The following is a 22851-nucleotide window of genomic DNA, read 5'->3' as shown; positions in this document are numbered from 1 at the left end:
TGGGCACCCTTGCTCTTGGCTAATGGTTGGTAACTACAAACCCCCATAGTGGACTTGCACCACCTAGCTAATCGCCATGCATGGCGCACAATAAAAAGTAAAAACTGCCCTATTTTGCTACAGGGCAGTTTTTACTTAGTTGCTAGTGCTATTGTATTGTTCGAAGTTTTACTCCATGTATTAAAATCAAAATCACCATAAAATTTTATATCCCTAAATCCAACTTCTTCTAAAATATTTTCTAGTTCGCCTCTTTTTAACATTAACAGTTTATTAGTATCTTCTAAAACTTTTTTGTCATTTCTTTCTTTTTCTGTGAGTTCTAGTTTTGTTTTAAATAAAACTTTGTAAACATCTTTTGGGTTATCAGCTGGTTCATAGCTTCTATAAAACTTAACCAGTCCTTCTTCAGCCTCGAGTACTGGGAATTTTTTGTACAAAACCTCCGGCTGATCATAATTAATAATCTGAATAAGAAGTTTACCGTCTTTATTTAGTCTACTATAAGCTAATCCAATAGTAGCGTTCACCTGATCCAAATCATCTAAATGTACTAGTGTATTCCCTATAGAATATATCCCATCAAAATAAAGGTTCAAATTAAAAGGATAGGGCTGTTTCATGTCACCTACCTTTATACAATCTTTTTTATCTCCCGTTACTTTTGATCTAGCAATATCAACCATCTTGTAGCTAAAATCAATTCCGTAAACATCAAATCCACGAGCTAATAGACCTTCAATATACTCACCTGTACCACAACCAATATCCAAAACTTTATTACCTGGTATGTTTGAAAAATATCTTGCTATTAGATCGATTTTGTCTTTGCTCGGGTTAAACAGTTCGCCGTAATATTTAGCCAAGTAATCATGAAAATCCATACCTTTATAGTCCCCAATTTTTCATTATTTCTTCATTATTATCGAAAAATATTATTGAAAGATTTCTACCAAAATATTTCTCGCTTCCATCGGTTCCATATCCTTACCGAGAAAGTAATCATCAGTTATCCATATCTCATAATGAAGGTGCGCTCCACCGTTTGTCCCTTCTGCTCCGTGGCTTGTACCACTATTACCTACTCCTCCAATATGCTCACCTTGCAAGACCTCAACACCTTCTTCTATATCCTCAGGGATAGAGTCAAGGTGAACGTATCTTGTAACAATACCATCTTCATGTTCTATCCAAACTTGTTTCCCTCTTAGTTTGTCCAAAATCTCCTCAGGTGTAATCTCAGCAGCTCTAGCTTCATTTAGTATCTCTTCACGCTCTTCTTTAGTAAGTTCTTGATAATCATGATCTGCTCTTATAACTTTACCATCTGCCGAAGCAAGTACAGGGGTCCCCATTTCAATTGGAACATCAACAAAGCCGTGATAGTAGTCCACCCCTTCGTGTATTCCATTCCTGTATTCTCGCGGTGCACCTGGCAGTTGGCTTTCACGCCTGGTTATACTAGCCCCTTCAACGGGGGATTCATGGTGTTCTAGTTTTTCTATAAGTTCTTCTCTTTCATATTTAGAATCATATGAACTTACATCTTGATCTTTTTCTTCTTTCTTTTCATCTGCTTTATCTTCTTTAGCTTCATCCTTGTGTGTGTCTTTTTCTTCTTCATTGTCTAGTTCATCTTCTATTTCATCATCTTCTTTTTCACCATCTTCGTTTTCGTCGTTTTTATCTACTGGGTCAACTTTTTCGATATTTTTTTCCTCTTTTTCTTTATCTTCTTCCTCTGATATAAGTAAGTGATAGTTATCTTCTATTACTACATTCCAGGCTAGAATTAATGCAGCAAAAACTGACAAAAGTAATATGAGCTTAGTCTTATTTGTCATCAAAATGGCCTCCATTATTAGTTATTCATATCTCGTATTATAAATCAGCGGCTTACATAAATCCATACTTTCGTCTAAATTCTATATATTTCTAATATCGATATATCGCTGCAATCTTATCCTTTTGGGGCATCTCATCTCTATTCACAGCGTAAACATTTCCATTATTTAAGTAAGTCTCAACAGCAGCCAGGTCAAATAAATCTTCATCATTAGGCATGGGCTCACTATCTCTAACTTCTAAACTATCATTTTCCAAATTATATTTGCCCCAAACTTTAACTCCTAAGGGAACAAAAAGTGTCTCAACTCTACCCTGAAAGGAAGCTGGCAACACCTCTCTAATTTCATTTGAAGTTTTTCCTGTTCCCTTTAGTTCATCATAGCGATTTTTTTGTTTTTCTCTTTTTTGTTTGAAAATAGGGTTTATTATCTCCCAGGCTTTTTTATGCAGTTCTCCGTTGCTTATTTTTTCTGGATTGCCTTTAATCCTATCATCAATTAAATTCGGATAATTGTTAGCTTCCCTATAAAGAGGTGATAAAGAGTCTACACACGCTAGTATTAATGGAGAACCATCATGATATAACATGGAATAAAGTTCGTTATCCAAAAATCTGAAGTAATGCATCAACCTTTCCTTCTTAATACTACTAATATCTCCACCGTGCCCAAAATATACTGCCGCCCTGGTCTCTCCTTTTTTGGGCGCCCTTGTATGAAATTGTAAGTATTGTTCGGGTAGCTCTTCCCCAAACTTATCCTCAAATCTTTTGATTACATCACTAAGGTCCATCTCTTCTACAAAGTCCCTGGTCCCACGTAAAAGTCTGGCATCTTTTTGGCTCAGTGCAAGAACATAAAACTGTTCATCTTCAACCAGCACAGGAATAATTGGTTTTAAGTGAAAGGAATCAGTAACCACTACAGTCTCATCAAATTTTATTGGCATCCTGTAATACTCAAAAAATTCATCAGAGAGAAATAACACAAGGCCCTCACTTTGATTATTCCAAAAAACACTGTCATCAGCTAACTTCTCAGCAGGCTCCAATAGCTTTTTGATTTCAGGTGTCCGTAAGTTTTTGTCTTTTAACTTTTCCTCAGCTTTTGAAATTAAATTTTTGAACATTATTGGGTTTTGACTAACATCACCAGCCCTTACAGTAGGCATATAAATAGATACACAGGGCCCTTCCCCCCTCTTTTTGATCAAATTTTCCAAAGTTTTTTGATCAAGAATCTCCATCATCCCTATCACCTCTTTTCTTGAAGTTATATTTTTAGTAAATAAATGTATTTTATTACATTACTGCTAGCTACCTTTCTCCAATAATATTATAAAGTTAGTCCTCCTGTAACTTCAATAACTGCACCATTGATATAATCCGCTTCATCGGATGCCAAAAACAAATATACTTTAGCTACATCTATAGGTTCTCCAAGTCTTCCAAGGGGCACATTTTGCTCCATCTTATTTAATATTTTTTCTGGTACTTTAGCCGTCATGTTTGTTTTTATAAAACCAGGAGCAACTGCATTTACTCTGACACCTTTTTTGCCAAGCTCTTTTGCCCATGTTTTAGTCATACCTATCACACCACTCTTAGTAGCAGCATAATTTGTTTGGCCAACATTACCATATATCCCTACTACTGAGGAAACATTAATAATCACGCCACTTTCCTTTTCTGTCATTACCTGTGAAACAGTTTTGGTACAATTAAAAACTCCGGTAAGATTTATCTCTAGCACTTTATTCCACTGTTCATTAGAGATGTCTTTAAGTAGTCCATCCCTGGTAATTCCGGCATTATTAACAAGGATATCTACCTCGCCATATTCCTCCAAGGTCTTTTCTATCATTTTTTCTACTTCTTCAATTTCTTTCACATCTGTTTTTACAAAAATTGCGCTGCTGCCATTATCAACTATCTCATTTAATGTCTGTCGTGAAGCCTCTTCTTCATAATCTGCTATAACAATTTTGGCTCCTTCTTTGGCGAATAATAATGCAGTCTCTTTGCCAATACCACTTCCACCACCTGTAATAATTGCCACTTTATCTTTAAGTTTCATATAATATTTTCCTCCCCAAAAATAGTAATTATTGACTAGTCATTTTTACAACTTTCTCTTTCATCTTCATAACTTTCGCCGTACCATCAACTACTATAGTACCCTCTTGATTATATATAACTGTTTTTAGGTCAATTATCTGTTTATCATCTCTTTTTTCTGTAACTTCTACTTCAGCAGTAAGGGTGTCACCTATATAGACAGGCGCAACAAATTTTACATCCTGGGACAAATATATTGTATTTGCTCCAGGTAGTTTTGTTCCAATTACCGTAGATATTAGGGATGCAGAAAGCATCCCATGAGATATCCTGTCATTAAACCTGGTATTTTTGGCGTATTCTTTATCAACATGTAAAGGATTAAAGTCCCCTGTAACTCCTGCAAAATTATATATGTCACTTTCGCTTATTGTTTTACTAAAACTTTCTTTATCTCCAATATTAATTGATGTATAAGACCTATCAGCAACCATAATGAACACACCTTTCTTAAGTTCAGTCAAATTATTTTTATTGTTTCTACCTGACCCTCTAATGCATCAAAGTAAAGAAGACAGTTTCTAAGAGGCTCACCTAACCCCGTTAAAATCTTAACACATTCCTGCACTTGCCAGGATGCTATCATAGGAGGAGTTGCAGTTGGATTACCAAGACTTACCTCAATCAGCTTATCAGGAGCATCTTCTTTTTTGGGATAAATAGCCGACAAACCTGTATCATCAGGGAAAATTGTCATAACCTGCCCAATAAATCCTCCTATCGCGCCATGTACCATCGGCACTCCCATTGATTTTGCAGTTTCTTCTAAGGCATATCTTGATGGCAAATTATCAAGGGCATCAACAATAACATCACATTCCCCAAGCAGTTCTTCCCCATTATCTTCAGTTAATCTGTTAGTTATTGTTTTTACATCCACTCCTTTGTTAAGCATATCGACCCGGGGAGACACGGCACTGGTTTTATATTCTGCCAGGTTCTCTTCAGTCGAAAGAAGTTGGCGATTCAGGTTGTTGTCTTCAAAGGTATCATCATCAATAACAACAAGATTACCTATTCCCATTCTCGCTAAAAACTCAACAATATACCCTCCAAGACCCCCTGCCCCAACTACCCCTACAGTGGAATTAAGAAGTGTTAGCTGACCATCAAAACCAACAGTACCATAGTTTCTTAAATATCTTGTTGGAAAAATCTTTGATTCTAAAGCTTTTTTTTGAATATCTTTGTGGCTTACATTCATTTTTTTAGAAATATTTGCCTCATCTGTTACTGATAACAGGTTGATTGGACTATTGTCTGCTAGTTTTTCTTCAACACAGTTTTTTCTTAACTCATTTTCTAGCATATTTCCTCCCCCTAACACGCTTAAATTATTTATTAGATCATTTTTATTATCTAATCATCTGATTATTTAGTCTGAAGATTGCCAGTATAACGACCCGTCATCTAATATTGTACTAACCTTACCTAGGTGATGGAAATAACTTAGATAAGCCATAACTGCTGTCTTCATTAAAAAATACTGATACACACTTTTAACCTTGATGTTATATTTCGAAAAAATCTCCTTCATCGTCTCTTCAATAGATTTTTTGTCACTAAGTAAACTGATTAAGTCCTTCTCAATATCATTTATTGCTGATTGATTTGCTTCTATTTCAAGGGAAATATCTTCTGATAATTCACCATGTCCAGGCAAAAAGTAATCACACTCATTACTTTCATTAACTTGACGAAGAAAATCAAGGGTGTTTTTTTGCTTATCTATATCTATATAAAAAGGGATTTTGTGCTTTTTTAGAGCAACAGTAGAAAAAACAGCATCCCCAATAAAAAAAACATCGTCTACTTTAACACCTATTTGGTTTGGAGAATGGCCGGGCAAAAAGTAAATCTTTAATTCCACGCCATCTATCGTTGCTTCTTCATCTTTTATGACTTTTTCTATGCATGTTGGTTTTCCCATGAGAAATTTATTTTGAAGGTCTTTTATAGGATGAGCACCAGAAAATAAAAAATATGGCTCAAGGTAGGTATTTTCTATTATATCTGCTTCCAAAAAGGGGGCATAAATCGGGACATTAGTTTTGTTTTTGATAAAATAATTGCCACCATAATGATCTCCATGAGAATGTGTGTTAATTATTGCAGAAGGAGATAAGTCATTTTCTTCAAGGGTTTTAATGATCTTTCTGCCTGTATCGTCATCTAAGCCAGTATCAACAAGTATTACACCAGTTTCGCCCTTTATAACACCTATATTAGCAGGGTTTGGAATATAAAAGCATTTTCCTTTAATATGTTTTAACTGCATTAATTTGCCACCCCTTTTTCTAAATTATAACATATTTTATCTATCTTTTTAATCTAACTTGATTTGACAAAAAAACACCTTTCCTCGATTTAGATAGAGAAAAGGTGTTTCGCTATATTTTTTATTCCATGTACATTCCGCCGTTAACATTTATCGTTTGACCTGTTATATAAGTTCCATGTAATATTAGAAAAGCTATAGTTTTGGCTACCTCCTGAGTTTCTCCGAATCTTCCCATTGGGATTTTCTTCATGAGTTTTTCTTTTACCTTTTCTGGTATTTGTTCTGTCATTGAAGTATCTATAAATCCTGGACATACCGCGTTCACTCTGATATTATAGCGTGCCATCTCCTGGGCTAATGTTTTAGTAAAGCCAATTACTCCCGCTTTAGCAGCAGAGTAATTAGCCTGGCCTACTCCACCCATTTGACCGATTATTGAGCTCATATTAATTATACAACCACTATTTTGCTCTTTCATTGCAGGCAGTACAGCATGGGTACTATTGAATACACCATTTAAGTTTGTTTCTACTACTTTTCGCCATTCTTCAGAAGTCATGTTAACCATCAAGTTATCCTGTGTGATACCAGCATTGTTTACTAGTATATCTATCTTGTCAAATCTTTCTCGGGTTAGTTTGGCAATTCTTTCCATGTGTTCTTCGTCAGCTACATTGCCTGGCAAACAACATACCTGACCTCCTTTACTTTTCATCTTGTTAACTATCTTCTCCGCCTCTTTAAAACTACTATTATAGTTAACAACCACCTTTGCACCTAAGGTAGCAAGCTGCTCTGAGACAGCTGCACCAATTCCCTTTGCTCCTCCGGTTACAATCGCCACCTTATCCTCCAAAGGCATCGGGCGAAGACTATAGTCAACTCTTTCTAAAACTGCCATCTTGCATTAACCTCCTCATGAAATCTTTTTTAGAAAATCAATTTATTTAATAAAATATTTAACTGCCAAACTCACCCTACGTTACTATCACTTTTCCTCCTCACTACCTTTCTTGGAACTTGAAGATTTACTACCTGAACTAGTTTTGCTAGTAGAACTATTTGTACTCGTAGATTTACTGCTGCTAGAACTTGATTTACTTGAAGTGGATTTGCTTGAAGTAGATTTTGCCTTACTTGAACTTCCACTAGAACTAGCGCTAGAACTTGATTTTTTTGTTGTTTTTTTTGTAGAACGCTCATTTAACCAGTCGGCAACCTTAGGCGCCACCTCTTTTTGAGATTTTGAACCTACATAGATTCCTATGTGACCACCTTTAATAGATACTAATTCTTTGTCTTTACTAGAAACTACATCATTTAATGGCTTACTTGCCGCAGGTGGAACAAGGTGATCTTTTTCAGCATAAACATTTAAAAGGGGCATATCAATATTTTTTAAATCTACGGTGCGGCCACCAAGCTGCAGCTCATTTTTGATTAGCTTATTTTCCTGATAAAGCTCCTTGATGAATTTTCGAAAAGCTTCACCAGCTTGATCTGGGCTATCGAAAATCCACCTTTCCATCCTCAGAAAATCTTTAACCACTTCTGGATTATCAGCATTATCTAAAAATCCAACATATTTATCCATAGTCAAACTAAAAGGCCTTAACATCAAAAACCCAAAATTCATAAAATCTGCTGGAATAACACCATGAGCATCTACTAAGTTATCTACATCCATGTAGTCACTCCAGTGAAATAAAAGTCCATCTTTTGTATCAAAGTCAAAAGGTGCCACCATTGTAACTAGATTTTTGATCTTTTCTGGGAAAAGCGCAGAATATATAGCACTAAAAGTTCCACCCTGACAAACTCCAAGTAAGTTGATTTCATCTACATTATTTATTTCCATTACTTTGTTTATAGCATTATCCATGTAACCATAAATATAGTCTTCCATTGTTATATATTTATCTGATTTGTCCGGATAACCCCAGTCTACTATATAAACATCTAATCCCAGTTCTAACCATCTTTTTATTACACTGTTCTTTTCTTGAAGGTCCATCATATACTGGCGATTTACAAGGGCATAGACAATCACTGTTGGGATGGTGTTTACATCCTTTTTTATTGGCTTATAATGATATAGTTTCATTTTATCTTCTTGATAGATAAGTTCTTTTGGGGTTGGAGCAACATCTACATCTTTCTTTTCAAGAGAAAGCATAATATCAGTACCTTTAATCATTTTTTTATTCAAATCCACTAATTCTTCCATGGATTTTTTATAGTCAATCGGAAAAAACATTAATTACATTCACCTCACTTTATTTACTATTTTTCATCCAGCTTTTTCTTTATTTCCTCTATTTCTTTTTTCTGCTCCCTAACTTCTTTTTTTAGCTCATACATATTCTTATAAACTGTATCCATTTCTTCATTAGTAGGAATAGGTAAATCTTTAAGTCCTTTTATCATGACTTCGTCATATTTTTTCTTAAAAGTAGCTCCAGCGTCTACTACCCTTCCTAGCAATTTGGCAAAGCTATCCTCCTTAAATAATTCAAGGAAAGCTTCTTCATTGGTGCTTATCCACATATCATAAAACTCTTTAAATGTCTCTGGAGCTTCACCCTTTTCTTTTTGCTCCATTATTTTATTCATAATCTTATCCATAACATCATAGCCAACTTTGTATAAAGAAGCAGAGAATTCATTTACAGCTGTTGTGTACTCCATATATGCGTCCATACTTTGTAATAATTTCTCTGAATGCTCTTTACTTAGGCCAAACCCAGGAGCTTTAAATAATCTACCATATGATTCATGAAAAGCTTCATTCCAGTCCTTTAAAAATTCCATATAGGCTTCTTTGTCGCCTTTCATTGCTTCCATAGCTTTCTCTTTCAGTTCATCAGAGGATTCCATCCAGGGACCAATAAAGCTTTCCATAGTTTGCTTGTATGCATCAGCTAATTCAGTCGTAGATTTGATAAAGTCATTAAATGGCTCTCCCAAACCTTGCTGAAAAAAACTTCTTAAAACTTTATTGTAGTCTTCCATCCACTCTTTTGGCATTTCACTAAATTTTTCTGGCATCGAAGAATTGGGCATTTGTACAAAATTGCTTACATATTTGTTCCAAAAGTCAAAAAGATTGGAGTATGCTTTTCCTCCCTGAAACATTTTTTCAAATGTTTCTTTTCCTACCTGTGACGGAAACATCTTCGTCATGTCGTTAAACATTTTTTCGTAATTTTCGTACCAGTTCTCATAAAAGTCATTTATTTTTTTAGTTATCTCACTATCGAATGGATTAAACATTTTATCCGGACCAAAATCAGAGAATGTTCCTTTCCATAATTCAAGGACTTTTTCTTGATTGTTTTGCCATTCTTCAAGCATTTTCTCAAAAGGTTCCCCAAAAGTATTTTTAACGCTTTCAGGTTGAAAAGAAGCTACACTTTCTTTCCAAGTATCTAAAAGCTTTTCTTGAGTCTTTAGCCAATCTTGAAGAACATCTTTTTCATTTCCATTTTTCTCATTCGTCAATAAAATCTACCTCCTTGTTTCTCCAAACTTATTTAATTTGGTCTGTTTATCCTACCCTTAAAGATATTAGCAGATAAACCATTTTTTTTATTGTAGTTTCTTTTGATATATTTGTATTTTATTTACTTTCTCTAGATATCTCATCTGGCAAATTGCTATAAATTGCATTTTTGTACTTACCAGGTGAAAGACCAGTTATTCTCTTAAAGGTTTTGCAAAAATAACTTTGGTCACTAAAACCTACATTCAATGCAACATCTGCAAGAGAGCTGTAATCTTTTAGCATTTCTTTGCTAAGCTTAACTCTAACTCTATTAACATACTCGGTAAAAGAGAGTCCCGTCTCCTGCTTAAATATCCTGCTAAAATAAGCAGAGCTAAGTCCTACCTCCTTTGCAACATCTTCTAGTTTCAATTCTTTTTTGTAGTTCTTTTCAATGTAATCAATAGCTTTAGTTATCATTACCTTACTTTTTCTTTTCCCCGAATCCAAGTTACTTTCTTTTACGAAAAACATTATAATCTCATTCAAGCAACCGCAAAGTTCATTTTTATCCTCACATTTCTGTATTTTTTGAAAATATACATACTCTTTTTCAAAAATCAATTCTATATCACAGCCCAACTCTATGGCCTTCCTTGATAATATAACTACCAGTTCAACTGCCTTTAGTTTCAAAAGCTCTATATCACCATCAGAAGAAGCAAAGTTATTGACTAGCCAATCTGCAAGCTTTTCACCCCCTTTTTTGTCACCTAACTCGATTTTTTCTAACAACTTTTTCTCTCTATACAATAAGCTTTTTAAAAAATTATCATCAAAACCCTCTTTTTTAATATTCTCTTCCTCGTGTTGGTAAAGCCTTGAATTGACCCAAGCTTTTGGCTTTTCGCTGCTCTCTAGTCTTTGTGACTCCTCAAAGCAAGAACCCTGTACCAAATTGTACAAAAGCTTTGCCAGCCAGTATATCCTGTCACTGTCAACATAGTCTATTTCCTGAAGATAATTTCTAACATAAGTACTATAATTTTTTAACTTATTGTTTCTATTTATTACCCTTTCAACCATCAAATCATCAACAGGATGTACTAATAGAGGACCTGCACAAAGGAAATATGACATATTCTCCCCTTTTAAGACTGCTACAGAAAGTTTAACCATACCATATGGACAAAAATATACATATACGTCTCCTTTTTTTGCACTTTGAAAACCACCATGTATATAAGCATGTTTACATACTTCTTTATCCTTTCCCTGGTTCCACACCAAATCACAAAAATTAATCTGATCTCTGTATGTGGTAGCCGCAAGCACCTCTCCTTTATAATTAAACACCTTACTATTAATTCCCGTTGAGTAAGTAAATATCTTACTTACCTCTTCTAGCTTACCAACATCAACTTCAAAACTGGAGGTAATATGCACCACCACATTCCTACTCCCCTTTCCTACTAAGAGTTGAAGACAAAAAAAGATGAGGAGTGGCCTCATCTTATAACCTGTTTAATACTTGATTACGAGAATAATATATTAATAACATCGGTGGAGTATTCTATATTTTCTGTATATTTAATTTTAAAATTATCTTGGGAAAACCCTTGAATAGATATTAATCCTGAGGAATCAAAATTTGGTGTTGTTTATATTTTACCATCTTTTACCCCAATTGTAAACTTATTTTCAATTATGTCAGATATTATATCACCTCAACATTTATAGTAAATGAATTCACCTTTTCCTGCTCATTAAAGTCAATAATTAAAGCATATGGCCATTCCCCTGAATTTGCTTTTACATAGATAATTTTATCTACTATACCGTCTTCATCATAATATATAGTTCCTCCTGTAGAATTATGTGCACTGTCGCCATACAAAGTTTTGGTAGATGGCAAATCTTTGGTATTTGCTGATGAGTTAGAGCCGTCCTGCAAGAATCTGTTAATTACTTCATCTTTGTGATCTCCTACCTGTATATCCCTTGGCCCTTCAAACCCTGGTTTGTTTACTATAATATTATTTAAAATAATATTATCCTCCCAGTAATATAGGATCAGCTCACCAAACTCATACTCCCATATCTCTCCTTCCCCAAGCCGATAATTGAACATTTCTATACTCTTTGGAGTACCTAGATTGTTTTTTATGTCTTCGCTTTCCATACCAATTTCAACTCCGACAGCTTCTATATCTTTTTCTCCAAAAGGTTCTTTCTGGCCATCAGCTTCAGCAACAGATAACCAAAACTTAGAAATTACAAAGTTTCCTGAAAATATAACCAGGGAAATAAAGATTAGCATAACCATTAATCTTAAGCCTAACCTTTCATTCAAAAGATTTTTAATTGAATCAATCATAGTTTCTACCCCCCCTATCATTTTTACAACACACTGTTGCATAGTTTTATTTTTATTAATGCGCATGACTGGTATACATGCTTGACTCTTAGAACGCAGTTCTAAAAGTAATATTATATTTTCTTTTAAATTTAGTATTTTCCTTTGTCGAGGTAAAATAAGACAAAAAAAGTCCCCGTTCTATGAAACGAGGACTTTATATTGACACAATTATTAAATTTTCACTTATATTTTTACTTAACTTACTAGTCTTGCTTATTCTACCTCATGAACAAAATCTTCAGCATCAACTACATCTCTAAAAGTTGGCATCTCAATTGGATCTCCTACACCAAATATCTCGCTTTGGGCAGATATGCCAAAGTAACCTGTAACATCTCCATCTAAGCCAAGCTCTGCTCCCATCATCTCTTCTAGATCAGAACCGTCAAAGGAAAAGTTTACTTCAGCATCTTCCCTTATATAATCTACCACTAAATTTTCAGAGTTTATCAAATACTCATCATAAGATGTAATATCTAAATTTTCTAGCATCGCTCTGTGAACTTCTGCCAGTTCATCATCTTCTATCATTTCATCAATTATAGATTCTACTACTCCTTCATCAAGTTCTACATTAACAACCTTATATTCTACACCATCAATCTCTTCAGAGTCACCAAAATAAACATTTGCTCCAAAATCTTCTGCCAACTGCATAAGAACTCTTGGGTCCATCTGGTTTACTAACTCCATCATTTCCATAACTTCATCAGTATCGTCTTCACTAGCTAACCACACGTCACCTGTCAACATCGGACTTCTCTGATAAGAAATGCCGTCTTCATAAGCAACTTCCAAGGAGATATCACCAAATTCGTTATGACTAATTCCTTGCTGCATGTACATCTCAAAGGGATCATAGCTAAAGGAAGCATCAAGGCTAAATCCTGCTGAGTCCTGAGGCCAAGATAACTCTTCCGTAGGTGTGTCAAATTCAAAGTCTATTTCTCCTTCTGAACTCATCTGGAATGTGTTTTTGGCTAGCATTGTTTCAGAGCTAGCAGCCAAAAGCTCGGTTGCACTATAATCATCTACATTATAGTAAATATTAGCTGCCCTTGCTCTTGAATCCCAAACAACTATAGCTCCTCTGTCCTCAAAGAAACTTCTTAGTGCTACTTCTGGTTGCTCGTCGACTTCTAAGCCTGTTTCATCGGCTAATTGATCGCTGTCAACATACATTCTACCATCTGTTACATTTGCCTCAACATCTAATACTTCCCCATCAAGCCTTATCTCTAAATCTGCTCCCGTTTGTGCAAATCCCATACTACTAAATAAGAAGACCAAAATAAGGCCAGCTATGACCGAAGGTTTTAACACTTTACTCGGCATCTTATTCCTCCTTTTCCATATTAGTTTTTGATTAGATAAATATAGACTAAATAACTTATTCTGCACTTTTTTAGAAATTCCTTTTTTAAAAAGGTTAATAATATCAATTTTAAACAACAAAAAACCGCTTTTATATTAAAATTAATATAAAAGCGGTTTGGATAAAGTAACTGCTTTATTTTTGAACTAATTTTTAATAATCATCTTAGTAGTCAAGGCCATCTTCGTAATCAAAGTCGTCCATTACATCTTCTTCTAATCCACTTGGGTTATCTCTTTTTCTCCTTCTTTTTCTTCTCCTCTTTCTTATTACTCCAAAGTTTTCTGATCTTCCACATACATCATCCTGACAGCCAATCACGAATAAATATCCTTTGATCTTGTCAGGAACTTCCCATTCAAATTCTACAACTTCTTCGCCCATAGCATCTACGGATTCAAGAAGTACGATCTCTTCAATATTGTCTTCATATTTAGGAATGAAGAGGAAGAACACTTCGTCTACAGGTTTAGAGAATTCTACAACAACGGTGGTTCTTTTATCTAATTTTACAAAACCTCTTCTTTCAGGAAGTTCCCTTCCCTTCCTATCCAAAAATTCGACAGACAGCACTTCTGGCACTTCATCCGGTTCTGGTTCTTCTTTAGGTATACAAATCTCCTGCCCAGGGAAAATCATATCAGGATTTTTTATCTGAGGATTAGCTTTGATTAAATCATTTAAGCTAACACTAAATTTTTTAGCGATTAAGAACAATGTGTCTCCTGGTTTCACTGTATATAAAAATCCGTCGCATTTTCTTGGGCGCTTCTTATGATAACTCATTTTATTACACCTCCACTTTGTTGGTTTCACTATAGAATATGCCAGCGAACAAAAAAAGTGAGATAATAAAAACATTGACTGATATAGCAAAGTTAAGCACCAAAGTTAAGTGGTCTTATGTCTTATTTGCAAACTATATACGGAGTAGTTATAATATGAAGAGAAATGCCAGTGCGCCTGTAGCTCAGGGGAGAGAGCACCGGATTCCTAATCCGTAGGTCGGAGGTTCGAATCCTCCCAGGCGCACCATGATAAAGTCTATTATGGTGGGCTTCAAACCGATTTGAGGCTCGCATTTTTTGTAAAAAAATAGGGGTTAAGAAGATATTCTTCAGTGAAACTATGCCACAAATATGGCACAAAAATAAATACATAGTATACTAGAGGGAGACGGTTTAGAACCGTCTCTTTTTTATTGTTTTATTGTTATCACCTTTCCTCTACTCAAAAGACACGTGGTGGCTTACATAATTTTTAAATTTCTTTGAACAATTTCTCTAAAAATATCCTCTTCTTGCTTCGACTTAAAAAAACTTTTAGGTATTAAAAAAGCCTGTTTTCTTGGTAAGTATATTACAAAAGAATTTGATAGTTCTTTAATAAAACTAAGATCTTTCCAGGTTAAATCAGTACGAGACTTATCCTTAACCTTTTGAATTATTCCATCTTTGTTAATCACATATTGCATTTTTTCTCGTAACAGTTTATCTTTCTCTAGTTCCTTTTTTGGAACATATAAAAACAGTAACCGCATGGCAATATACATAACTGCCATACAAGAAATTGAAATCATTAAACTTCTAAATAAGCCTGCAGTTGATAATAAATATAAAACAAATATTAATAATGTAAAAGCTGCAATTACACTTAAAAGAAGTCGTCGTTGATTAAAATAACGAAACTCTATATATTCTTTAGTTGTTATGTTGCCTTCAAGAATAAGTTCTGTCTCTACTTCATGTTTTTTCATTACACTCCCCCCTAAAAATATATCAATAATATTATAAATTACATACGAAATAGTAACAATTCTTTTAACTTCATATAAAATCTCCGCTTACATACCTTTGCCCCCTCATACATAACTCATTAGGGAACCGTTGCAAAAAGTTTCTTCAGATCAGCCATGTCCAGTGTGTAAACACAAAGACTGGTGTGGATTCAATTCAAAAATTGTCATTTGTATGAGGATTAGGAAAGGAGCAATAAAACAAGCTTCAAACGGGGGGTTGACACCAGACTAAGACTAGTAGTAATATATTATCAGAGGCCAATATGATCAAACGATCATACGAGGGGTGGTATGTGATGGAATCAAATTTAATGAAAATATTGAAAGCTTTGTCAGATGAAAATCGTTTACGTATCCTTAATTTGCTACAATACGGTGATCTTTGTGTTTGTGAACTAGAAATTTTGTTGGAGATAGGCCAGTCAAATGTATCAAGACATCTTAACAAGCTGACCAATGCAGGTATCCTTCAATATTACAAAGCGGCCAAATATGTCTATTACAACATAAACGAAGAAAAGACTAAAGAATATCCTTTTGTCAAACAAGTTTTAAATTCTGCCTCTAGCAAGCTTGAACAATGTCAAGAAGATTACAAAAGGCTATCTAGTTACAAGGACAAAGGATATACCTGCGATGACTTAAAAAACGGCAAGGTGTGTTTTAACTCTTAACTCTCAAAATACAAAAATAACTAGCGAAGGAGGATCAAAAATGTCTGAAGGAAAAGGCTTAGGTTTTTTTTGAAAGATATCTCACTGTCTGGGTTGGTATATGTATTATATTAGGACTAATCCTTGGAGAAACATTTCCACAGATAGCGGCATTTTTTGAGGCTTTTGAAATAGCAGGCTACCCTGCTATAGTAGCAATTGCACTATTTTTAATGATCTATCCTATTATGGTCCAGACGGACTTTAAGGAAATTATCAAGGCTGGCAAATCAGTCAAACCCCTTACCACTACCCTGATTCTAAATTGGTTAGTAAAACCCTTTACAATGGCTTTTATAGCCTGGTTCTTTTTCAGAGTATTGTTAAGTGGAGTTGTTGGTTATGAGCTAGGCGGCGAAATCATGGCAGGAATGATTCTTTTGGGGATAGCCCCTTGTACAGCCATGGTTCTGGTATGGGGGTACTTGTCAAGAGGTAACATGGGTCACGTGGTAGTAATGGTTGCTATCAACTCACTGACAATGGTGGTTCTTTACGGACCTCTTGCCCTTTTATTGCTACCAGTAGCTGATGTTCCAGTCCCGATTGCCAGGGTGGCCTTTGGCGTCTTGGCATATGTAGGTATACCCCTGGTTGCAGGATATTATACCAGGCAAAGGTTGCTGTACACAAAAGGTGAAAAGGCCTTTAAAGAATTCACAGATAAACTCCACTACGTATCCCCTGCGGCCTTATTATTTACTATTGTAGCAATTATAGCACCTCAATCAGGGATCATTCTTTCTAGTCCAATGCTTGTACTGTTTATTTTAATTCCATTAACTATTCAGATATTTGCTATATTCGGGATCGGTTATTTTGTCTCTAAGAAAATTGGTCTTACCTATGAAGATGCTGCACCTACTGCCCAGATTGCTGCTAGTAATCACTTTGAAGTAGCTATTGCTATGGCTATATCTATCTTTGGTATAGATTCAGGGGCAACCCTTGCAGCTGTAACGGGTATGCTAATCGAAGTACCAATTATGCTGATTTTAGTTCAATTATGTCTAAAAACTCAAGATTGGTTCCCAAAGAAAAGAAAGTCCTAATCATAAAATCATTATAATTCCAACATAAAAACTCAAAAAATATTTAAAAGCAGCAGTAAAATCCCATGATTTAAACTGCTGCTTTTTTTTAATATTTTTTTTATCAGCTTACAAAAAACATAGAGGAAAATGACATATAATAATAGAATTATCTAAAACCAGCAGAAAATAGAAAACTACCGCTAAATAGCAAGTTGAGACAAACGCGAGCTGTCTCTAGCTGTCTCTATACCAAAAAGGTAGATAAAAAGGAGCAAAATGTGCAAATATGAGCATACCTGTCAAATTTTACAACAGATATAGGGATTTAAGAATCAAACTGTTTGAAGAGCTCAAGGAAAATAACCCGGACTACAACGAAATTCTTCTTCTTGAGAAGGCACAAAAATATTTAGATAGATCAATATTTTTTAGCTTTTGCAAGGATCTAGGGGCACTTAATAATAGCGCTTTTAAACTTTTTAGACCCGATGAAGCTTTGAACAAATTAAATATAAATGATGGAGACCGATATTTCAATAAGATAGATACCCTTATAAACTATGATTTTAAAAATGACCTTGATGTTGATGTATTAGGACATATTTTTGAGCAATCTATTTCAGATCTAGAAAAGCTTAAAGCTGATATCCAAAACAAAGATTACGACAAACAGCAATCAAAGCGAAAAAAAGACGGTATTTATTACACTCCTGTATACATAACCAAATATATAGTAAAAAATTCCCTTGGCAAGTATCTTGATGAAATCAAAAAAGATCTTGGCTTAGAAAAGCTTCTACTAAAACTTGAATCGACAGATTGTTTGCAAACAAAAGAAAATTATAGAAAGCAGCTAATTGATTTTTATAAAGATTACGAAGAAAAGTTAAAACAGGTTAAAATACTTGACCCAGCCTGTGGCTCAGGTGCCTTTTTGATTCAAACTTTTGATTTTCTCTTAGAAGAGTATAGGTGGATACATGAGCAGGTCTCTCGATTGCAAAAGGATCACTCAAGTGTATTTAATACATGCGCCTATCAGGATATTATTCTCTGTAATAACCTTTATGGAGTCGATGTAAACAAAGAATCAGTTGAAATAACTAAATTAACATTTTGGTTAAAGATAGCCAATAATAGAGAAAAACTTCCAACCCGGGAAAAACTTCTAACCCTTGATGCTAACATAAAATGCGGGGATGCTCTAGTTGATGACCAGGAAATAGCAGGGGATAAAGCCTTTGAATGGAACAAACAGTTTTCTAATATAGGGGAAAAAGGATTCGATGTAGTGATTGGCAACCCCCCCTGGGGAGCCAACATTGATAATATAAGCAGCTGGCTCAAGAAAAGATACCCAAAGTCTACCAGAGGGCACAAAGATACCTACAAAATCTTTATCGATCTTTCTATATCACTGCTTAAAGACTCTGGTTATTTGGGATTTGTAATTCCAAACTCATTTTTGTACCAATCTAAATATGAAGATATAAAAGAAATGGTACTAAAGTATGAACATTACATAGTTAACCTCGGGGAAGATATTTTTAGCAATGTAGAACTTCCCTGTTGTATTATGACTCTTAAAAAAACTGCAAATAATACTATTATTCCATTGATAATTGATTACAGTATTAAACCAAGAGAAGAATTGCCTGATTTAATCTTAAATATAGATTATAGTCAAAAATATGATGTAAAGAAAAAAATGGATGTCATAAAAAACACTGGTGTAACCTTCGATGATGTACTTTTAATCAAAGATGCAGGCGTTCAATATGCATCACCCGGTGCCGGCAAAGCAGGCAAAGGAAAAAGCGATCTACCGCAAAGGCTTTTTAGTGAGTATAAAGATGATATATATGACACTCCTTTTTACATAGGAAAAAATATCAAACCAGAAGGATGGTATTTAGACAATAATATAACTAAATGGTTTAGAAGTTCGTACAAAAATATTTTACAGGGTAAAGAATGGGTTCGCTTTAATGAAACAATATTTAAAGCTCCCGAAAAAATCATCTGGAGGCAAACTTCAGATAAAATAAGAGCTGCTTATATGGACTTCGAAGGGTTTTTTGGCAAAAGTTTGCATGGGGCAATAAAGAAAGAAGAAAGTAGTGTTAATTGTAATGTTGATTTTAGCCTGCTTTACGCCCTTGCTTTGTTAAACTCGAAATATATAAATTTCATCTACCAGCAAAAGGTACTTGAAAAAGAAAGAACTTTCCCTCAGGTAAAAATCAAATATCTACGTACGCTACCATTTGTCTGTCCTAATGAAAAACAAAATAAACTTATATCAGAGAAGTCTCAAAAAATGATAGACCTATATAAAAATTTTTATGGTAATACACTAAATCAAAACCAACGAGAAAACATAAAAAAAGAAATTGAGAATACTAATAATGAGTTAAACCAAATGGTTTATGATCTATATGGGTTAAACAAAGAAGAAATTGAAATTGTGGAAAAAGAAATGAGCTAAGTTAGTTATAATTCTAAAATTACCAGAATAAAATTTTTCTAAAAGTTTTTTGTTTAATAAAGGAAAAATTAATTTAATGAAGAATTTTTACATAAACCGGTAGAATGTAGTATTATAACATTTAGAGTTACTAAATCAGGAGGTGCTATTAATGACAGAAGTATTAAAAGTTTCAGCTAAGTCTAATGCAAACTCAGTAGCAGGAGCTATAGCGGGATCGATGAGAGAAAAGGGGAAAGTTGAAGTGCAAGCCATAGGTGCAGGGGCTGTAAACCAGGCAATTAAAGCTATAGCAATCGCAAGAGGATATGTTGCTCCAAGCGGGATCGACCTAATTTTCATACCAGGATTTACTGATGTAGAGATAGAAGGCGAAGAAAGAACTGCAGTAAAACTATTTATTGAAAGCCGTTAAACCTTAATAAACAGGGCTATCGCCATAATTCAATAACAGTAACTTCCGATAGTGCTGGTTGATAATTAACAGCTTTACAAACCAGTCCGTTGTCTTTTAGTTTCCATTTCGTTTCACCTAGATATTCTAAATAGTTAATTGTATCAAAAATACTATAATCTGAATTATTTACAAATATGGTTTCAAATTCATCTTGAAGAAGACGAGATATTATCGCTTTCTTTGTAGTCGTTGCTTTATAGACTTCATAATCTTCTTCATACATATGACCACCTCTGAAATCAAATAATATTTTATTTGTCATTTAATATGATTCCCAAAGTCCTTTATTTATTTCTTCATTCTATAATATTTTTTGCAGAGGTATTTGTGAGTTGAATTTGAAACCAAAAAAGGACTGTCTCTCATCAAAGTCTATATATTGTATGAGGGACAGTCCTTCATTTTATTTTTTGCAATATTTTTTCCTAATAAACATTTTCAACTTCATATCCTTTGTCTCTTAACTGACAGACTATACTGTTGTCTCCAGCTAGATGTAAAGAACCTACGACCAAAAAATAGTTATCTTCCTCTTCCAAAATCTCACTTATCTCCCCTGCCATCTCTTTATCACGTCCATCCATCATTGCCTTTTGGTATTCCCCTAAAGAGTCAGTTTTAGCCTCGTATATTAATTCATATCTACTCTCTTCAAAGATATCAGTTTTACCTTTTTTCCAAAAATCAATTAACTCCCCCAAGTTCTCTTCTGCTTCGTCCACTTCATCCAAAGTTTCTTCCAAGTACAAAACCTGGGATTCGCTAGATAGCTTAGTATATGGTGCAATCTGATCAGAGACCGTTTCTAGCCCAATAATTTTCATATCTTCATCTTCTGCTTTTTCTATAAAATAGTTTTCAACTCCGTATTCTTCTGATAGCCCCGCTTTTTCCACTGATATTTCAGAAACAATCAATCCTGCATACCAGGGCTTAAACTGGTTTAACATTTGAGGATTAATTCCTAAATCTTGTACTAGTTTTGAAACTTCTTCAAAGGTATCCTCAGAAACGATATCGGTCATCTGCCTACCGTCATGATACATACCATATTGTGCAAACTTTTCCCCAATTTGAATGTCTGTAATATTTGTCAAATCCACTTCTAAAGCAAGAACCTCTGATTCATCAAAAACATCATACACAGTATCATCTAAAGGATACATATCCTCATAACCCACATGTACAGAGCCAAATAAGTACGCCTTATTATTCCCGTCACTAACTTCATAAAATATGCCTTTAGATTTATCCAATCCTTTATCCCCTAAAACACAGGCAGTAGCTAGTGTCATAACTACTAATAAGGTTATTAAAAAAGAAATCTTTAATTTATATATTTTTTTCATAAAATTAAAACCTCCATATAAAAATAAAACACAAGCTCACCCGAGGTAACTTATGTCTTAACCAAAATATATGGTGCGGAAGGCGGGACTCGAACCCGCATGCCCATAAGGCACAGCCCCCTCAAGACTGCGTGTCTGCCTGTTCCACCACTTCCGCATGTTAACGATATACCAAAAGCAATATAGATTATAACCCGAACACTCGCCTATGTCAATTGACTAATTGCGTCAATTGACGAATAAATTATTCCAAGCTTTTTCAACTTGTTTTCTAGTCTCATCATGACATCCCGTATTGTTAATTACAATATCAGCTTTTTTAGCTTTCTCATCTAAATCCATTTGGGCCCTTATCCTATCAAGTGCTCCTTTTTCTTCAAGATTATCGCGCATTTTTAGTCGCTCTAATTGGGTCTCTTCATCCACCCAGACAACCCAAACATAATCAAACAAAGAATCCAGGCCAACCTCAAATAATAATGGAACATCCACTACTACAATTGTGTTAGGATCTGTTTCTTTGAATTCATTTGCTTTTCTTTTTATCTCTGTGATTATGTAAGGATGAAGAATGGATTCTAGCTTCTTTTTTTTCTCAGGCGATGAGAAAACAATATTACCCAGTTTTTCTCTGTCCAAAGTTTTATCTGGTGTCATGACTTCGTCACCAAATTCTTCCCAAATCTCAAATAATATCGTAGAGCCGGGAGAGGTGAATTGTTTTGCAATCAAATCAGCATCGATTATTTTTGCTCCCAGCTCAGACAAAATTGTCGCAACAAGCGATTTTCCTGATGCAATTCCTCCGGTCAATCCAATAAGCATATTATCAAACCTCTATTCTATTTAATTTAAGCTACAAAATTAACTATTCCAAGAAGTATCAAGATACATCCAGGTAAAAATACTATAACTTTATTTGATATTACTGATATCAATTCTCTGCCTAGTTTTATGCCTAAAGGTATCAAAAGTAATTTGCAAGCCCCAACAAAAAGAGGAGTCCACAACGAATGAAAACCAATAAGCGAAGCACCAAAACCGGCAGCCATAGCATCCATTGCAAGGGCTATACCCAGTATCAATGCTTCCTTGCCAGAGATCACTCCAGAACCATCAAAGTCTGCTTTACTTGGCTCAGACAAAATTTCTTGTAGTTTGTTACTTGGCGGGTTATCGTCACCCTTGAAATTTAAGATATTTATATTTTGTGCTACTAACCAACCCCCTAAGATGACAAGTATAATTCCACCTATAATCTCTGCCAAATTAGGTGTAACAATTACTGCAACTATTCTTCCAAGTGACATTGAAACCCATATAGCAAGAGCAGATGTTATGCTTATTAACAGTAATGAATTTACAGGAATTTTTATTCTTTTGATGCCGTAAGCAAGCCCCGCAGCAAACCCATCAATACTTACAGCAAAAGCCAAAATTATTAATGATAAAGTCCCCATACTTTTCTCCTCCCATCTAAACATAGTTT

Annotated in this window: 23 protein-coding genes and 2 tRNA genes; 5 read left to right on the top strand and 20 right to left on the bottom strand. The window is 34.6% G+C overall.

Going from position 1 to position 22851, the window contains the following annotated elements:
- Positions 1-131: 131 nt before the first annotated feature.
- The 14 genes from ACONDI_RS00565 to safA form a co-directional block, all read right to left on the bottom strand.
- On the bottom strand, positions 132-884 hold the full coding sequence (locus tag ACONDI_RS00565) for a class I SAM-dependent methyltransferase (protein ID WP_241079556.1): 753 nt from the start codon (positions 882-884) through the stop codon (positions 132-134).
- Positions 885-935: 51 nt separating this feature from the next.
- On the bottom strand, positions 936-1844 hold the full coding sequence (locus tag ACONDI_RS00560) for a M23 family metallopeptidase (RefSeq protein ID WP_241079555.1): 909 nt from the start codon (positions 1842-1844) through the stop codon (positions 936-938).
- A gap of 91 nt (positions 1845-1935) precedes the next feature.
- Positions 1936-3096 (bottom strand): baeRF3 domain-containing protein, encoded by a 1161-nt coding sequence (locus tag ACONDI_RS00555; RefSeq protein WP_241079554.1) that lies wholly within the window; start codon positions 3094-3096, stop codon positions 1936-1938.
- A gap of 86 nt (positions 3097-3182) precedes the next feature.
- Positions 3183-3923: a 3-oxoacyl-ACP reductase FabG gene (fabG, locus tag ACONDI_RS00550; RefSeq protein ID WP_241079553.1), complete on the bottom strand. Its 741-nt coding sequence runs from the start codon at positions 3921-3923 to the stop codon at positions 3183-3185.
- A gap of 28 nt (positions 3924-3951) precedes the next feature.
- Entirely contained in the window at positions 3952-4398 is a 447-nt protein-coding gene (locus tag ACONDI_RS00545; RefSeq protein WP_241079552.1) for a MaoC family dehydratase, read from the bottom strand.
- Positions 4399-4424: 26 nt separating this feature from the next.
- Positions 4425-5273 carry a HesA/MoeB/ThiF family protein gene (locus ACONDI_RS00540; RefSeq protein WP_241079551.1) on the bottom strand — a complete coding sequence of 283 codons (849 nt, stop codon included), beginning with the start codon at positions 5271-5273 and terminating at the stop codon, positions 4425-4427.
- 66 nt (positions 5274-5339) lie between these two features.
- On the bottom strand, positions 5340-6242 hold the full coding sequence (locus ACONDI_RS00535) for an MBL fold metallo-hydrolase (RefSeq protein WP_241079550.1): 903 nt from the start codon (positions 6240-6242) through the stop codon (positions 5340-5342).
- Between the two features lie 121 nt (positions 6243-6363).
- Entirely contained in the window at positions 6364-7107 is a 744-nt protein-coding gene (gene fabG, locus ACONDI_RS00530) for a 3-oxoacyl-[acyl-carrier-protein] reductase (protein WP_277397826.1), read from the bottom strand.
- A 126-nt stretch (positions 7108-7233) separates the two neighbouring features.
- A complete protein-coding gene (gene phaC / locus ACONDI_RS00525) occupies positions 7234-8502 on the bottom strand; it encodes a class III poly(R)-hydroxyalkanoic acid synthase subunit PhaC (protein WP_241079548.1) in 1269 nt (422 codons plus the stop codon).
- A 26-nt stretch (positions 8503-8528) separates the two neighbouring features.
- Entirely contained in the window at positions 8529-9746 is a 1218-nt protein-coding gene (locus tag ACONDI_RS00520; protein ID WP_241079547.1) for a poly(R)-hydroxyalkanoic acid synthase subunit PhaE, read from the bottom strand.
- Between the two features lie 118 nt (positions 9747-9864).
- Positions 9865-11181, bottom strand: coding sequence for an AraC family transcriptional regulator (locus ACONDI_RS00515; protein WP_241079546.1), 1317 nt, complete (start codon positions 11179-11181; stop codon positions 9865-9867).
- 265 nt (positions 11182-11446) lie between these two features.
- Positions 11447-12106, bottom strand: coding sequence for a hypothetical protein (locus ACONDI_RS00510; RefSeq protein ID WP_241079545.1), 660 nt, complete (start codon positions 12104-12106; stop codon positions 11447-11449).
- A 255-nt stretch (positions 12107-12361) separates the two neighbouring features.
- Complete coding sequence (locus tag ACONDI_RS00505) at positions 12362-13483, bottom strand: hypothetical protein (RefSeq protein WP_241079544.1); 1122 nt, start codon at positions 13481-13483, stop codon at positions 12362-12364.
- Between the two features lie 205 nt (positions 13484-13688).
- Entirely contained in the window at positions 13689-14309 is a 621-nt protein-coding gene (gene safA, locus ACONDI_RS00500) for a SafA/ExsA family spore coat assembly protein (RefSeq protein ID WP_241079543.1), read from the bottom strand.
- 173 nt (positions 14310-14482) lie between these two features.
- On the opposite strand from safA, the gene ACONDI_RS00495 reads away from it, so the two are divergent.
- Positions 14483-14558, top strand: a tRNA-Arg gene (locus tag ACONDI_RS00495).
- 214 nt (positions 14559-14772) lie between these two features.
- On the opposite strand, the gene ACONDI_RS00490 is transcribed toward ACONDI_RS00495, so the two are convergent.
- Entirely contained in the window at positions 14773-15279 is a 507-nt protein-coding gene (locus ACONDI_RS00490) for a YcxB family protein (RefSeq protein WP_241079542.1), read from the bottom strand.
- Between the two features lie 338 nt (positions 15280-15617).
- On the opposite strand from ACONDI_RS00490, the gene ACONDI_RS00485 reads away from it, so the two are divergent.
- From ACONDI_RS00485 to ACONDI_RS00470, 4 genes are all read left to right on the top strand, one after another.
- Positions 15618-15995, top strand: a complete 378-nt coding sequence (locus tag ACONDI_RS00485) for an ArsR/SmtB family transcription factor (RefSeq protein WP_241079541.1) — start codon at positions 15618-15620, stop codon at positions 15993-15995.
- A gap of 98 nt (positions 15996-16093) precedes the next feature.
- Positions 16094-17086: an ACR3 family arsenite efflux transporter gene (gene arsB, locus ACONDI_RS00480; protein WP_241080906.1), complete on the top strand. Its 993-nt coding sequence runs from the start codon at positions 16094-16096 to the stop codon at positions 17084-17086.
- A gap of 268 nt (positions 17087-17354) precedes the next feature.
- Positions 17355-19556 (top strand): N-6 DNA methylase family protein, encoded by a 2202-nt coding sequence (locus ACONDI_RS00475; protein WP_241079540.1) that lies wholly within the window; start codon positions 17355-17357, stop codon positions 19554-19556.
- Between the two features lie 151 nt (positions 19557-19707).
- Entirely contained in the window at positions 19708-19971 is a 264-nt protein-coding gene (locus ACONDI_RS00470; protein WP_241079539.1) for a stage V sporulation protein S, read from the top strand.
- A 16-nt stretch (positions 19972-19987) separates the two neighbouring features.
- On the opposite strand, the gene ACONDI_RS00465 is transcribed toward ACONDI_RS00470, so the two are convergent.
- The 5 genes from ACONDI_RS00465 to ytaF all read right to left on the bottom strand — a co-directional run bounded on the left by ACONDI_RS00465 (position 19988) and on the right by ytaF (position 22822).
- Positions 19988-20236 (bottom strand): hypothetical protein, encoded by a 249-nt coding sequence (locus tag ACONDI_RS00465; RefSeq protein ID WP_241079538.1) that lies wholly within the window; start codon positions 20234-20236, stop codon positions 19988-19990.
- A 202-nt stretch (positions 20237-20438) separates the two neighbouring features.
- Complete coding sequence (locus tag ACONDI_RS00460) at positions 20439-21362, bottom strand: TraB/GumN family protein (protein ID WP_241079537.1); 924 nt, start codon at positions 21360-21362, stop codon at positions 20439-20441.
- Between the two features lie 71 nt (positions 21363-21433).
- A tRNA-Leu gene (locus tag ACONDI_RS00455) sits at positions 21434-21519 on the bottom strand.
- 71 nt (positions 21520-21590) lie between these two features.
- Complete coding sequence (gene coaE / locus ACONDI_RS00450; RefSeq protein ID WP_241079536.1) at positions 21591-22187, bottom strand: dephospho-CoA kinase; 597 nt, start codon at positions 22185-22187, stop codon at positions 21591-21593.
- 26 nt (positions 22188-22213) lie between these two features.
- Entirely contained in the window at positions 22214-22822 is a 609-nt protein-coding gene (gene ytaF, locus ACONDI_RS00445) for a sporulation membrane protein YtaF (protein WP_241079535.1), read from the bottom strand.
- Positions 22823-22851 lie beyond the last annotated feature (29 nt).

The sequence above is a fragment of the Natranaerofaba carboxydovora genome, assembly GCF_022539405.1.
Classification (GTDB): domain Bacteria; phylum Bacillota; class Natranaerobiia; order Natranaerobiales; family Natranaerofabaceae; genus Natranaerofaba; species Natranaerofaba carboxydovora.
This window is presented reverse-complemented; position numbering and strand designations above follow the sequence as displayed.

What these genes read in the sequence shown, in the direction of transcription:
- ACONDI_RS00540 (WP_241079551.1), bottom strand. Translation starts at nt 5,273, where the DNA reads ATGCTAGAAAATGAGTTAAGAAAAAACTGTGTTGAAGAAAAACTAGCA.
- ACONDI_RS00555 (WP_241079554.1), bottom strand. Translation starts at nt 3,096, where the DNA reads ATGATGGAGATTCTTGATCAAAAAACTTTGGAAAATTTGATCAAAAAG.
- fabG (WP_277397826.1), bottom strand. Translation starts at nt 7,107, where the DNA reads ATGCCTTTGGAGGATAAGGTGGCGATTGTAACCGGAGGAGCAAAGGGA.
- ACONDI_RS00475 (WP_241079540.1), top strand. Translation starts at nt 17,355, where the DNA reads ATGAGCATACCTGTCAAATTTTACAACAGATATAGGGATTTAAGAATC.
- fabG (WP_241079553.1), bottom strand. Translation starts at nt 3,923, where the DNA reads ATGAAACTTAAAGATAAAGTGGCAATTATTACAGGTGGTGGAAGTGGT.
- ACONDI_RS00465 (WP_241079538.1), bottom strand. Translation starts at nt 20,236, where the DNA reads ATGTATGAAGAAGATTATGAAGTCTATAAAGCAACGACTACAAAGAAA.
- safA (WP_241079543.1), bottom strand. Translation starts at nt 14,309, where the DNA reads ATGAGTTATCATAAGAAGCGCCCAAGAAAATGCGACGGATTTTTATAT.
- ytaF (WP_241079535.1), bottom strand. Translation starts at nt 22,822, where the DNA reads ATGGGGACTTTATCATTAATAATTTTGGCTTTTGCTGTAAGTATTGAT.
- ACONDI_RS00565 (WP_241079556.1), bottom strand. Translation starts at nt 884, where the DNA reads ATGGATTTTCATGATTACTTGGCTAAATATTACGGCGAACTGTTTAAC.
- ACONDI_RS00490 (WP_241079542.1), bottom strand. Translation starts at nt 15,279, where the DNA reads ATGAAAAAACATGAAGTAGAGACAGAACTTATTCTTGAAGGCAACATA.
- ACONDI_RS00460 (WP_241079537.1), bottom strand. Translation starts at nt 21,362, where the DNA reads ATGAAAAAAATATATAAATTAAAGATTTCTTTTTTAATAACCTTATTA.
- ACONDI_RS00560 (WP_241079555.1), bottom strand. Translation starts at nt 1,844, where the DNA reads ATGACAAATAAGACTAAGCTCATATTACTTTTGTCAGTTTTTGCTGCA.
- ACONDI_RS00545 (WP_241079552.1), bottom strand. Translation starts at nt 4,398, where the DNA reads ATGGTTGCTGATAGGTCTTATACATCAATTAATATTGGAGATAAAGAA.
- ACONDI_RS00505 (WP_241079544.1), bottom strand. Translation starts at nt 13,483, where the DNA reads ATGCCGAGTAAAGTGTTAAAACCTTCGGTCATAGCTGGCCTTATTTTG.
- ACONDI_RS00510 (WP_241079545.1), bottom strand. Translation starts at nt 12,106, where the DNA reads ATGATTGATTCAATTAAAAATCTTTTGAATGAAAGGTTAGGCTTAAGA.
- ACONDI_RS00535 (WP_241079550.1), bottom strand. Translation starts at nt 6,242, where the DNA reads ATGCAGTTAAAACATATTAAAGGAAAATGCTTTTATATTCCAAACCCT.
- phaC (WP_241079548.1), bottom strand. Translation starts at nt 8,502, where the DNA reads ATGTTTTTTCCGATTGACTATAAAAAATCCATGGAAGAATTAGTGGAT.
- ACONDI_RS00470 (WP_241079539.1), top strand. Translation starts at nt 19,708, where the DNA reads ATGACAGAAGTATTAAAAGTTTCAGCTAAGTCTAATGCAAACTCAGTA.
- coaE (WP_241079536.1), bottom strand. Translation starts at nt 22,187, where the DNA reads ATGCTTATTGGATTGACCGGAGGAATTGCATCAGGAAAATCGCTTGTT.
- ACONDI_RS00485 (WP_241079541.1), top strand. Translation starts at nt 15,618, where the DNA reads ATGGAATCAAATTTAATGAAAATATTGAAAGCTTTGTCAGATGAAAAT.